This window comes from Ruegeria sp. HKCCD7181 (assembly GCF_057221055.1).
In genome coordinates this window covers 312,698-324,429 of sequence record NZ_JBWVBC010000002.1, presented here as the reverse complement: position 1 = coordinate 324,429, position 11,732 = coordinate 312,698, and the positions used below count along the sequence as shown (strand labels likewise).

Below are 11,732 nucleotides of genomic sequence, written 5' to 3'. Positions count from 1 at the left end.
GTCCGGTTCAGAACCGGGCGCTGTCCAGATAGGCGCGGGTATGCGCAGTGTCCTGAATGCGGGTTTCGTCCGTCGGCAGCTCGGCTGCCTCGGCTTTCCCGGTCAGGCTGGCTGCGGCAACGGCAGCTGGTGCTGCGGTTCCGGCCAGTTTGAGGAAGTCGCGGCGCGTGGCGCCTTCTTCCTTGGTCTTGCTCATGGGGTCCTCCTCTCCCATTTGCGATCTAGCGCCTTTACTGGCGCTGGCGAGTGGCGGATCAAGCCGCCGTCATTCGGAATGCCTCTCGCTCAATCTCCATGAACACACGACCGGCCGTACCGACCGACGCATAGAGGACCGAGTTTTCAGCGGCTTCCAAATCCGAATAGAAATGTGCGGCCCAGGGGCCGATATGCTTGTTCCAGAATGTTTTTTGTTCGTCCAATGAGGCAGGCGCGCCAAAGCGACCGATGATCATCCCCGCCATCATCTCCATCAGCGAGGCGATGTTGTCTTCGGGTTCGAACACGTTCTGCGCCCGCGTAATCCCGCGGACGGCCATGTCATTGCGCAACTGCGCCAAAGGCTTTTCGTTCAGGAACCCTGTCAGATAAAAACTGGCGTAAGGCAGCAATTCGCCGCGACCCAACCCAATGAACAATGCATTGAATTCCCGCTCGGCCGCCGCTGGCTTGGTTACCTTGGCGACGCGAGACATCGCCTGGATCGCCTGACCCAGTTCGCTGTCGTCTCCGGTCAGGCTTGAAACCTGTTCCAGAAGCATCTGATCCGGAGGGACTGCCAACAGAAGCCCGAGAAAGTTGTAGAAATCCGCGCGCAGGCGATCTTCGGCCGAAACATCCAGATGTTGCGCGTTGTTTGCGGTCATTGGGTTATCCTTCAAATTCAAATTTCATACGGCGCGGGGCATAGGGATAATCGACTTCTTCGACCTCTTCGGTTTCGGCATATAGAACCGGTTCCTCGACCGGCTCCCCCATTGGCTCAGGATTTGGCTCGGGTTCCGGGACTTCGACCTCAGCCTCGGGTTCGTCTTCAACTGCTTCTGCCGCCAATGTCTCGACATGGGCCAACATGCCTTTGCCCACCTGATAGGCAGTCTGGATGTTCTCGAGCACGCAGGCCGCGTCCGTATAATCCTCGCCGTAATCAACCAGACCATCCACGTTGGCCAGAACCGGGTTCAGCCGCCACAGCCGGCGCAAAGCGCGGCGGCGAAGACGGTCGGGAACGGCTTTTGCCATGAACGCCGAAACATCGTCGCCCGTTTGCAGGTGGTCCGGGTCCGGCAGGTTCAATTCAGCGAGAATCTCAACGTCGCTCTTTTCTTCAAGTTCAGCTTGGTGAGCGGCCAATGTCTGGGCTTCGACGGCCTCGCATTCAGCCTCAGTTTCAGCCCGCACAGCGGCCTTGCGACGAGACCAGAAATCGCGGGCTTCGGTCATTGCACAACCCTCCGCGGCGCTCGGTAGACGTCCGAGGCTTGACGAATGCGGGCGTCGCCCCGGCCGTCTTCGACCAGATCGATCCGTTTTTTGTCACGGCGACGCTTTACAAAGACCTCGTCGCGATGATGCTGCAAGGTGAAATCCCGCACCCATGCGATCAGCCCATCACTCATCGGGATCTTCTCGACGATCTCTTCACCGGTATCGGCGTAATCCTGACCTTCGAAAGGAGACGCAGTGACTAGAACGGCGTTCAGTGGGCTGTCCCCGTCCAGCTCGTCCCGCAGGACCAGATAGAGTGACGGCTGTCCGTCCGACAGGTTCACCATATAGCTTTCGGTTTCGTCTGCCCAAAGAGTAAGGGGCAGGGTGGCCGCATGGTATTCCACGGCCTCACCCTCGCGGCGCAGTTCCTGCCAGTTCGCGGGACCCGCGCCGGGTAACGCAGCGACGGCACGCCAACTCCACTTCGCCCAGCGAGTAACCCCGGGCGTTTTGCGTACAACAACACCAACCGGCATTTCGATTTGACTTGCGGCCTTGGCCACGCTTCCTCCCCGAAAAGGCTCTCCCCTGCCTTCTCTTAGATGTACTATGGTACACAAAACGACTGCGTGCCAAGTCTGCATCGAGCGCAAAGGTCGCTATCACAGATTATTTATTCGTTTTTGAGCGCTGAACCGGCGAGCAGATTGGACCGTGATGAAAATTAGTGCACAAATATTGGTTTCTTTGATCCCGCCGCATTGTCACCATCAGGTTTAGGTCTAAGCTGCTTGCAATGGGAACGTGTGTGGGGAGAAAAATGGCGACCAAGATTTTGCTATGCGACTGCGCGGGGTCGCAATCGCTGAACCCCGATGAGATTTCCACGGCCTGTGAAACGGCTTGCTCCAAAGTTCATACAGCACTTTGCACGCGCGAGTTGGAGGCGGCGGCGAAACTGTTGCAGCCGGGTGAGCCAATAGTGATCGCCTGCGGGCAAGAGACCCAGGTTTTTAGCGAACTGGCGGAAGAGCTGGGTGTTGACCAGCCTGGATTTGTCGATCTTCGGGATCGGGCGGGATGGTCCGATCAGGGCCATGAGGCGACGCCAAAGATGGCGGCCCTTGCTGCCGAGGCGCTACTGCCTCAGCCCGAAACCCCCAGTGTTGATGTCATCAGCGAGGGGACATGTTGCGTCATCGGCCCCGGTGACTTTGCCTTTGACTTGGCTGAACTTCTTTCCGAGAATCTGGCTGTCACGGTTCTGGTTACGGATGCAGCGGAACCGCTTAGCCGCGCATTTGATGTGGTTCGTGGCCGACTAAGTGGTCTGACCGGTGCTCTGGGCGGCTTCACCCTGCGTCTAGATCAGGTGCAGCAGTTGGAGCCCGGCGGGCGCGGTGCTTTTGGGTGGAGCGCTCCGCGGGATGGGGCCACTTCGCGTTGTGACATCGTCGTCGATCTGACAGGGGACACGCCTCTGGTCGCAGCACCAGAGAAACGCGAAGGCTACCTGCGGGCGGATCCTCGTGATGCGGTTGCCGTGGCCAAGCTGGCTCTTGAAATTGCGCAACATGTCGGCACCTTTGAAAAACCGCTTTATGTGCGGCTGGACGAAGCGCTCTGTGCCCATTCTCGGGCCGAGCAGGTGGGATGCTCAAATTGTCTGAACGTCTGTCCCACAGGAGCGATCACACCTGCGGGTGAGCATGTTGCTGTCGACCCAATGATCTGCGCGGGATGTGGTGAGTGTGCGGCCCTTTGCCCCTCGACCGCGATTACCTATGAAGACCCGCCGGTGTCGGCGCTGCTGGCACGGATGCATATTCTGGCCCGTACCTATCGCCGTGCTGGCGGCACGGCGCCGCGGCTTTTGGTGCATGACGGCCACGGGGCGCAGATGATCCGACTTGCCGCCCGATTTGGCCGGGGTCTGCCTGCAGATGTCATTCCGCTGGAACTTAATGGCGTGTCCGGGGTCGGACACGCGGAAATGCTGGCAGGTCTGGCGCATGGATTTGCGCGTGTGGATGTTCTGCTGTCCCCCAAAACCGAACGCGATGCGCTGGATCGGGAACTGCCGCTGGCGCAAGCTATTGCCGGACAGGCGGTGTTGGGCTTGATCGATGTTGCGGACCCTGATGCCCTTTCGGATATCCTGTACGGTCAAGAGGTTCTCACGCCCTTGACCGATCCGGTCCTGCCGCTGGGTAACCGGAGACAGATCGCGAGGCTATCCGCACAGGCTCTTAACCCCGGGACGGAGGTGCCATTGCCTTTGCCCGAAGGTGCTCCTTATGGCGCGATTGCCGTGAATACGGATACCTGCACCCTGTGTCTCAGTTGTGTGTCCCTGTGCCCTTCGGGCGCATTGGCCGACAACCCGGATAAGCCTCAGTTGAATTTTCAACAGGACGCCTGCCTGCAATGCGGGCTCTGCCGTACGATCTGTCCGGAACAGGCCATCACACTGGTGCCGCAACTGGATCTCAGTGATGCCGCTCTGTCTCAGCGGGTTCTGAACGAGGAAGAACCGTTTGCCTGTATCGAATGCGGCGCTTTGTTCGGTGTGAAATCAACCGTCGAACGGGTTATGGAAAAGCTCTCGGGCACGCATCCGATGTTTGCCACTTCGGAACAGGCCCGGATGATCCAGATGTGCGATAATTGCCGGGTTAACGCGCAGTTCCACAGTCAGGATAATCCATTCACGTCGAAACCCAGGCCGCCCGTTGTGACCACCGAGGATTACTTCTCAAAGCGCAAGGATCACTGAAATTGAAGTGGGGCGCCCAGATCGGCGGCGCTGAGGGCTGCGACAAAGGCCACAATGGCCTCGAGGTCGCCCATGGTCATCTCGACCGGATGAATCGGAGATGGGCGTTCCTTGGAGAATGGAGGGGTGACGTCCTGGATCTGTGTGAAAGCGGGATGGGGGTTCAAAGCAAAGAACGCCTGAAACCGCTCGGACCAGTCCGGCAGCGCGCGCAGGACGGAAAAAGACGGTGTCGAACCCAAACCGTTCATCCTGTTCTGTGGGCCGATGACATGACATCTGCCGCAATGGGTCATCGACAATTCCTGCCCCAGACTGACATCGCCTTCAACGGTTTGTTCATCCTCGACAGAAACGACCTCGAATCTGGCGCTGAACGGCGCACCCTGCGGAGGGGCAAAGCTTTCGACAGTGCGCTTACCGATATCGGACAACAACCAGTCCCGGAAACGGATCTGGCGGGCATTGTCGTTGGTGCGCAAATGGTAGGTGACGCCGTCACGGGCAAAGACCGGATCGCCGGGTGGCGCAGGGGACAATGACATTTCACCATTTTCTTCCGCGACAACGCGTATCCCGGTCTTGAGAGAGAAGCGCGGAAGGATATGTTGCAAAAGGCCAGAGGCCGAAACCTCTTCCGGGGCCGCAAGGCCAAGCGCCTCCTGCGACAAGGAAGGGCTGGCAGAGAGCGTCAGGCTCAGGCACAAGAGAACAAAGCGCATGGCCCAGCCTAACGGCCCACGGGCAAATGCGTCAAATAAGCAGAATGAGACGGAGATACATGCAATGAGCGGCGACTGCTTTCTGTCGATACGCAAAGCGCGCACCACGGTGCAGATCAAGGGGAATGACGCATGAGCATCCGTGATGCGGTTCTGGCGAACCTGAAAAAGATCACCGACCCGGTTTCCGGTCAGGACATTGTCAGCGCGGGGATTGTGCGCGCGCTGAACGTCGAAGGCGACACTGTGCGCTTTGTGTTGGAGATCGATCCTAAACAGGCCGAGCGTATGGAGCCGGTGCGTGCCACTGCCGAGCAGGCGGCGCAGATGGTGGACGGTGTGGCCAATGTCTCGGCTATGTTGACCGCGCATTCCGACAAGGCTCCGCCTGATCTGAAGCCGAAACCCAAGCCGTCACAAACCGGACCCCAGGCTGTGCCCGGTGTGGATAGGATTATTGCTGTTGCCTCGGGCAAAGGCGGGGTGGGCAAGTCCACAGTCTCCGCCAACCTCGCCTGTGCGCTGGCGGCTGAAGGGCGGCGCGTGGGCCTGCTGGATGCGGATGTTTACGGACCGTCGCAGCCACGGATGTTGGGTGTCTCGGGCCGTCCCGCCAGCCCCGATGGAAAGACTATTCTGCCGTTGCGCAATCACGGCGTGACGATGATGTCGATGGGGCTGATGACCAATGAAGGGCAGGCTGTTGTCTGGCGCGGTCCGATGTTGATGGGTGCGCTGCAGCAGATGATGAGTCAGGTGCAATGGGGCGCGTTGGACGTGCTGATCGTCGACTTGCCGCCCGGCACCGGTGATGTGCAACTGACGCTGAGCCAGAAGTTCAAAGTAGACGGTGCTATTGTCGTTTCGACCCCTCAGGACGTGGCGCTGATCGATGCCCGCAAGGGGATCGATATGTTCAATCAGCTCAAGACGCCGATCGTCGGGATGATCGAGAACATGTCCACCCATATCTGTTCAAACTGCGGGCATGAGGAACACGTGTTCGGTCATGGCGGTGTAAAGTCCGAAGCCGAGGCGCTGGGCGTTCCGCTGCTGGGGGAAATCCCGCTGCATCTGGATATCCGAGTGGCGGCGGATGGCGGCGCCCCCATCGTCGTCAGCAAACCCGACACTCCGCAGGCCGATGCTTTCCGCAAGATCGCCCGTGACATGATTGCCAAGGGCAACGCATGAGTGAACCGGTCTTTCCCCCTCTGCTGACGGGCCATCCGGTGCAGGGTGTGGAGGATCCGTTTGAACGGGCCCAGGCAATGGCCGCGCTGGGCTGTGAGTCCGGCGCTGTCGTCTACAACATTCAGGCCGACCGTCTGAGGGTTGCAATTGTCTTTGCCCCTGAGGTCGCCTTGGCTGATGCCATGGCGATGTTGCCGCTGTGTGCTTTGGGCTTTCAGAATGCGTTGGGCGCACTCGCCCCGCCTGAAGTGGCTGTGCATCTGGGATGGGACGGGTTGATTTGTGTGAACGGAGCGCGCTGCGGCCAGTTTCGCGCTGCCGCCTCTGACTGTGAACCGGGCGAAGCACCCGATTGGCTGGTGATCGGCTGGGAACTGGCGCTGCTGCAAACAGGCGATGCACCGGGTAAGACACCGGATGTGACAGCTTTGTATGATGAGGGATGCGCTGAGGTGTCTTCCACGCAGCTGATCGAAAGCTGGTCACGGCACATGCTGACTTGGCTCAACCGCTGGCAGGAGGATGGCAATGCGCCTCTGCATTCCGAGTGGATGGGTCTGCTGCGCGGCGTTGGCGAGCCGATTGACGGGCGGGGTGTGTTTCTGGGAACAGACGAACGGTTTGGAATGTTGATCCGTGACGGTGCGGACACCCATCTGCGCCCCCTAACGGATTTGCTGGAGGACACAAGATGAAGCTCGCACGAGCCATTCACTTCGACGAAAGCGATATGAACGTCTTTCATGTCCCGGCTCGCACCGGCGAATGGTGCATCTCGGGTGGGTTCGAGTTTTCCAACTGGGGTGAGGGTGATCTTGAAGGCAAGGCGCGGCAGGCCTTTGCCAATGGGTGGCTGGGATTGGAAACCTTTGGTCGTGTAACTTTTGTGGCGGTGACGCAGATCGAATCCGCTGAGCAAGAACAGATCACTCAGAATCTGGCCGAACATTTTGTGCGAATCTATGGTGCACCATCGGTCGAGGCCGCGTTGGGCGTGGCGCGGGCCGAGTTGGACCATATGTCCGAACTGTGCGAGGAGCACGCGCCAAACACGCTGCTGACCGTTGCGCGTGAATTGACCGGGGCAGGGGTGCACGAGGCGTTTCGTGTGATCACTCCGCAGGATGCACAGCTGGAAGCCTTGGCCGTGCACGGCTCTTTGGACGAATAGCCTTCAGAACAGATCGGCGAACCCGCCGAACTGACCACGTTTGAAAATCAACCCCTGACCTTTGCGGTACATGACCTTGTCCACATGACCGACCAGGATCAAGTGATCGCCGGCCTCGTGACAGTCGTGAAGGCTGCAGTCGAAACGGGCCAGACAACCTGCGAGTTGCGGTCGTCCGGCCTCATCGAGCTGCCATTCCGCGTGCGAGAAATCCAATCCGTTACGGGCGAATTTCACCGCCTGGTCCTGCTGATCCTGCGCCATTACATGGATCGAATAAGATTGGCAGGTGCTGAAAGTATCAAACCGGTTCGAGTCCCGAGCCAGGCACCAAAGCACCAATGGCGGGTCCAGAGATACGGACGAGAACGAGTTGACGGTGATGGCGTGCGGGCCATTCTCCGTATGGGCCGTAACGACCGTGACCCCAGTGCCAAAACAACCCAATGCCTCGCGAAAGGCCATGCTTTGGTCCGGGTTGGGCATAAAGGTCTTTTCGGTCATTGCACGCTCGTTCACTGGGCTCGTCTCAGGTGCCACGCCGTGCCGGGATTGTCCACGAAAAGCTAGGTCAAGTTCACATCTTTTTGGTCAGTTCAGATCTTCCAGCAACCGCCCGTGTTTACGGGTTTCCGCGATAACATCGCCAAAGGTAACCATGCCGCGGGCCGAAAGCATCGGCAGCATCCGGACCAGAACCTCGGCAGTTGCCACCGCATCGCCCAGAGCTGTATGCCGCAGTGTCTCGGGGATGGAAATGCCAAGTCGGTCGCATACCGCATCCAGGGTATGCGTTTCGCTGGCTCCGAACAGAACTGCCGAAAGCAGAACTGTGTCCAGAATTGGGTGTGTCCATTCCACTTCCATCTTGTCCGCGTGGCGGCGCAAAAAGGCCATGTCGAACGGCGCGTTGTGGGCCACGATCACGGCGTCACGTGCAAACTGGTGAAAACTACGCCCGGCACTGGCGATATCAGGTGCGCCCTGTACCATTGCGTCGTTGACTTTGTGTACTTTGGTCGAGGCAACAGGGATCGGAATGCCAGGATCGACCAGAGTATTCAGCTGCTCGCCTTCAACGATCTTTCCTTTCACGACGCGAACTGCGCCGATCTGCACGATCTCATCCTTATGGGGCAAAAGCCCGGTTGTTTCCGTGTCAAATACGACGAAGATCAGGTCAGACAGCGCGCGGTCTTCAAAGACATCATCGCCCGGCGTGTCCAAAAGATCGAAATCGTATACCAGCGGACGGGCATCGTCGGGCGGGATGCGAGCAATGCTGTCTTCGAAAATCAACATATACCCCGGCGCATCACCAAGCGGTTTCATCCGGGCAGTGTAAGTTTGTCGCCCGTCAACGCTGGTCAGTGTGCAATAGACATCCATGCCGGTTTTGTTCATCTTGGCATAAGCATCCGTCAACCCGGTGCTTTCGAGATAGTCAAACAGCGATGCATTTAGTCTGGGATGCGCGATTTGCGCCAAAACCTCAGCTGCTTGCGCGTCGTAAAGAACAATCTGATGCTTTGGTCCGGCCAATAACATGGCGACGGGAATTTCGGTCAGCAGCGCGGTCAACCGCTGCTTTTCGGTGGCCAGGTGGGCGGTCTCGGCAGCAACGGCTTCGGCTGTGTTCATCGCAGTGTCGGCCAGTTGTTCCGCCAACCCTGCAGCGGCCGGGGCCAGGTCTCCCAGATACCGCGCTGCTTGCAGATCCAGCTCTGTGCTGACACCGGCGTGTGCCCGGGCACGCAGCTGCGCCGACAGGCGCTCGATCGGTTTCGCCACGTTGTCATCAAACAGAAGCCAGACGCCGACGATCAAGCCCAGAAACCCAAAGGCGATCAGAAGCCCTGCAAATACGTAGGCGTCCAACAGGTCTGGGTTGCCGACCCTTTGATAGCTGATCCACAACGCGGTCGAACTGACGAGCAATCCTCCGACCGCCAACAGGCAGAAGAACAGGAAAATCCGCAGGCGTAGGCTCAGGTGGTTAAACATTTTCAGACCCCGCAGGTCGCCTCGATGACCGGGTCGCCAGAGCCCGCCACAAACCAGTCGGCGTTCAGAAGACGCCCGTCATCGGCAAATTCTGCTCCATCGGCCAGTGTGGCCCGGCTGTTTTCGACACAGTTTACAGCAATCGGCATTTTGGAAACCGGAGCCCAGCGGCCAAAGAAATACAGATCGACCAGGCGCTGTTCCGGAACACTTTCGTTGGTGCGCACCGACACGGTGTCGATGGCGGCAAACCGGTCCACGAAGGGCACCGCATAGGTCCAGGGGCGATAGAGGGCGCGGCTCTCGACCTCTTGCACAATGGTCAACTCTTCCGGCAACTGACCGCGTGTTCGATCATACCACGAATATTCGCTGGAAATGGTCATGGCGATCATGCCCACACCTGCCGCCACAGGGGCAGCCCATTTGGGCAACCGCCCTCCGGTCAGCTTGTTTGCCACCATGACGATGCCCGCAAAGGCAAAGCCTGCAAAGACTGTGCCGATCAATTCCAGAAACATGTCGTCTCTCCGTTCTTCAGCCGCATGTTAACCCAGCATTCCCTTGCCGTGGCCGACCGCGGATTGCATCGTTTTTACCACGACGAAGGCATCGCGCAGATGACTTCGCTCAAAGTCCGACAATTCGGACGGTGGCAGGTAGTTGTCAGGCTTTTCGCCGGACTTGACCAGCCGAACTTGATGGTCCAAGCGCGTTTCCGCGATCAGGTCATACGCGTCCAGCAGATCGTGTGCCCCAGAATGGCTGAGCACGCCCGCCGCTTCGGCAGCTTTCAGGCGCGCACGAGTGTTCGCTTCGGTCAATTTGCCCTGCAAGCTGTAGACACGAGCCAAATCAACCACCGGCACCACGCCGTTGTGTTTCAGATCCAGCGTGTTGCGATGCTCGCCCGAGCGGATGGTGGCAAACCCGCGCAACAACCCCAACGGCGGCGTGTGTTTAAGAGAGTTTGAGATCATGTGCGCCACAAAGATCGAGTTCGCGTTGGCGGCGGCCAGCGTATCGGTCTGCAAGTCTGTGAATAGTTCGAACGCGCCGCCGATGGGGCGCAGGTCAAACATAACCGAGGCCAGCATCTGTGCCTCGGGGTTGGGCTTTGCGATCCACCCCTGGAAATAGTCGCGCCAGACCCGTACCGGCTGACACCAGCGCGGATTGGTCGCCATCATGTCGCCAGGGCAATAGAAGTACCCGCAGATGTCCAGCCCGTCTGAAACAAACTTCGCAAGCTTCGCGAAATAGTCCATGTCCGCATCGGTTACGCTGTCATCCAGCATCAGGCAATTGTCCTGATCCGACACACCTGTCTGTTCCTGCCGCCCCTGTGAACCGCACGCCAGCCACAGATAGGGCACCGGAGGGGCGCCGAGCTTGTCTTCCGCCAGTGCAAGTAAACGGCGTGTTGCCGTGTCAGCAATGTCCGTAATCAAGCGGGTTACGATTTCGTGGCGGTTACCGCCGGCAACCAACTGTACCAGGAGTTGTGGGATTTCGGCCGTGACACTCGCCATGTCCTGTGCCGTGTTCGCGCGCGCAATCCGGCGCACGAGCTCGCCCGAACTGACCGCCTGATAGTGGGTCAGGTCTGTTTGCGTTACAATTCCAACCAGCCGACCGGCTTCAGAGATCGGAATATGACCGATCCCGCGCTCCATCATCACGTGCAGAACATCGGAACCTATGTCATTGGGCGACAAGGTAATTGGGTTAGCCGTCATGATGGCTGAAATCGGAGTGTTCTGCGGTAGTGCCTCCGCTACGAACTTACCGGAAATGTCCCGCAAAGTGGCAATGCCCAGCAGCGCTTCATCCTCAGTCACGCAAAGCGAAGAAATATGTCTGTCGCGCATCATCTGCGCTGCCTGTTGAACCGACGTGTTCGGAGGGCAGGTGGCCGGGTCGCGCGCCATCAGCACGTCAACGGCGCTGGTGGCCAGGCTCTGCGGACCAGCGCGCTGGCCGCGCGAGCGATTGAAGAATTTCGCGACCACATCGTGTTCGGAGATCAAAGTGTGCACCAGGTCGGGCGGTAGCACGATCAGAATGGAAGGCGTATGCGCCCTCGCTTTGGTTGCGGCCTTGCCATCTTTCAGCAAGCCACGTTCGCCAAAGGAATTGCGTAACCCCAAATGCGAAACGACTGCGCCGTTCTCATCGGTAATTTCAATCTGACCTTCATAGATGACGAATACGCCGGGCAGGGGATGTCCCAATTCGTAAACCGCTGAATCCGCCTCGATTTCCCAGACCTTGATCTGACTGGCAAGGTCCTCCAGCGCGTCTGCGGAAAGGGCGTCATACGGGTGTACGGATTTCAGAAACCGCGTGATCTCATCATGGGACAGGGGCATTGTGTGTCTCTGGAATTCTGAAATAAAAGCCCCGCCCGGTGGAATGCCGGGCGGGTACAGTG

The 11,732-nt window shown here is 58.8% G+C and carries 13 protein-coding genes; 4 read left to right on the top strand and 9 right to left on the bottom strand.

Annotated features, from left to right (window positions below; translation table 11 throughout):
• Positions 1-7: 7 nt before the first annotated feature.
• From AC2TCY_RS05010 to AC2TCY_RS04995, 4 genes are read right to left on the bottom strand one after another with little or no spacing between them, the layout of a single operon-like run.
• The gene (locus tag AC2TCY_RS05010; RefSeq protein ID WP_480845912.1) at positions 8-196 is read right to left on the bottom strand and encodes a ubiquinol-cytochrome c reductase iron-sulfur subunit N-terminal domain-containing protein; all 189 of its coding nucleotides are present in this window, start codon (positions 194-196) and stop codon (positions 8-10) included.
• A gap of 58 nt (positions 197-254) precedes the next feature.
• Positions 255-866: a TorD/DmsD family molecular chaperone gene (locus AC2TCY_RS05005; protein ID WP_480845911.1), complete on the bottom strand. Its 612-nt coding sequence runs from the start codon at positions 864-866 to the stop codon at positions 255-257.
• A 4-nt stretch (positions 867-870) separates the two neighbouring features.
• Entirely contained in the window at positions 871-1,443 is a 573-nt protein-coding gene (locus AC2TCY_RS05000) for a DUF3306 domain-containing protein (protein ID WP_480845909.1), read from the bottom strand.
• Positions 1,440-1,994: a DUF3305 domain-containing protein gene (locus AC2TCY_RS04995; protein ID WP_480845908.1), complete on the bottom strand. Its 555-nt coding sequence runs from the start codon at positions 1,992-1,994 to the stop codon at positions 1,440-1,442. The genes AC2TCY_RS05000 and AC2TCY_RS04995 overlap by 4 nt, the downstream gene beginning before the upstream one ends.
• Positions 1,995-2,251: 257 nt before the next feature.
• Between AC2TCY_RS04995 and AC2TCY_RS04990 the strand changes: the two genes are divergently transcribed.
• Positions 2,252-4,207: a 4Fe-4S binding protein gene (locus AC2TCY_RS04990; protein ID WP_480845907.1), complete on the top strand. Its 1,956-nt coding sequence runs from the start codon at positions 2,252-2,254 to the stop codon at positions 4,205-4,207.
• Here the strand turns inward: AC2TCY_RS04990 and AC2TCY_RS04985 are convergent.
• The gene (locus AC2TCY_RS04985; RefSeq protein ID WP_480845906.1) at positions 4,201-4,929 is read right to left on the bottom strand and encodes a c-type cytochrome; all 729 of its coding nucleotides are present in this window, start codon (positions 4,927-4,929) and stop codon (positions 4,201-4,203) included. The two genes, AC2TCY_RS04990 and AC2TCY_RS04985, sit on opposite strands and share 7 nt — an antisense overlap.
• Before the next feature lie 132 nt (positions 4,930-5,061).
• On the opposite strand from AC2TCY_RS04985, the gene AC2TCY_RS04980 reads away from it, so the two are divergent.
• The 3 genes from AC2TCY_RS04980 to AC2TCY_RS04970 are packed head-to-tail and all read left to right on the top strand — an operon-like array spanning position 5,062 to position 7,294.
• Positions 5,062-6,123 carry an Mrp/NBP35 family ATP-binding protein gene (locus AC2TCY_RS04980; protein ID WP_480845905.1) on the top strand — a complete coding sequence of 354 codons (1,062 nt, stop codon included), beginning with the start codon at positions 5,062-5,064 and terminating at the stop codon, positions 6,121-6,123.
• Entirely contained in the window at positions 6,120-6,818 is a 699-nt protein-coding gene (locus AC2TCY_RS04975) for a biotin/lipoate--protein ligase family protein (RefSeq protein ID WP_480845904.1), read from the top strand. The genes AC2TCY_RS04980 and AC2TCY_RS04975 overlap by 4 nt, the downstream gene beginning before the upstream one ends.
• Positions 6,815-7,294: a DUF6505 family protein gene (locus AC2TCY_RS04970; RefSeq protein WP_480845902.1), complete on the top strand. Its 480-nt coding sequence runs from the start codon at positions 6,815-6,817 to the stop codon at positions 7,292-7,294. The genes AC2TCY_RS04975 and AC2TCY_RS04970 overlap by 4 nt, the downstream gene beginning before the upstream one ends.
• 3 nt (positions 7,295-7,297) lie before the next feature.
• On the opposite strand, the gene AC2TCY_RS04965 is transcribed toward AC2TCY_RS04970, so the two are convergent.
• From AC2TCY_RS04965 to AC2TCY_RS04950, 4 genes are all read right to left on the bottom strand, one after another.
• A complete protein-coding gene (locus tag AC2TCY_RS04965; protein WP_480845900.1) occupies positions 7,298-7,798 on the bottom strand; it encodes a flavin reductase family protein in 501 nt (166 codons plus the stop codon).
• 87 nt (positions 7,799-7,885) lie between these two features.
• Positions 7,886-9,298, bottom strand: a complete 1,413-nt coding sequence (locus AC2TCY_RS04960; protein WP_480845899.1) for a 3'-5' exonuclease — start codon at positions 9,296-9,298, stop codon at positions 7,886-7,888.
• Positions 9,299-9,300: 2 nt separating this feature from the next.
• The gene (locus AC2TCY_RS04955) at positions 9,301-9,819 is read right to left on the bottom strand and encodes a hypothetical protein (RefSeq protein ID WP_480845898.1); all 519 of its coding nucleotides are present in this window, start codon (positions 9,817-9,819) and stop codon (positions 9,301-9,303) included.
• A gap of 27 nt (positions 9,820-9,846) precedes the next feature.
• Positions 9,847-11,670 (bottom strand): DUF294 nucleotidyltransferase-like domain-containing protein, encoded by a 1,824-nt coding sequence (locus tag AC2TCY_RS04950; protein WP_480845896.1) that lies wholly within the window; start codon positions 11,668-11,670, stop codon positions 9,847-9,849.
• Positions 11,671-11,732 lie beyond the last annotated feature (62 nt).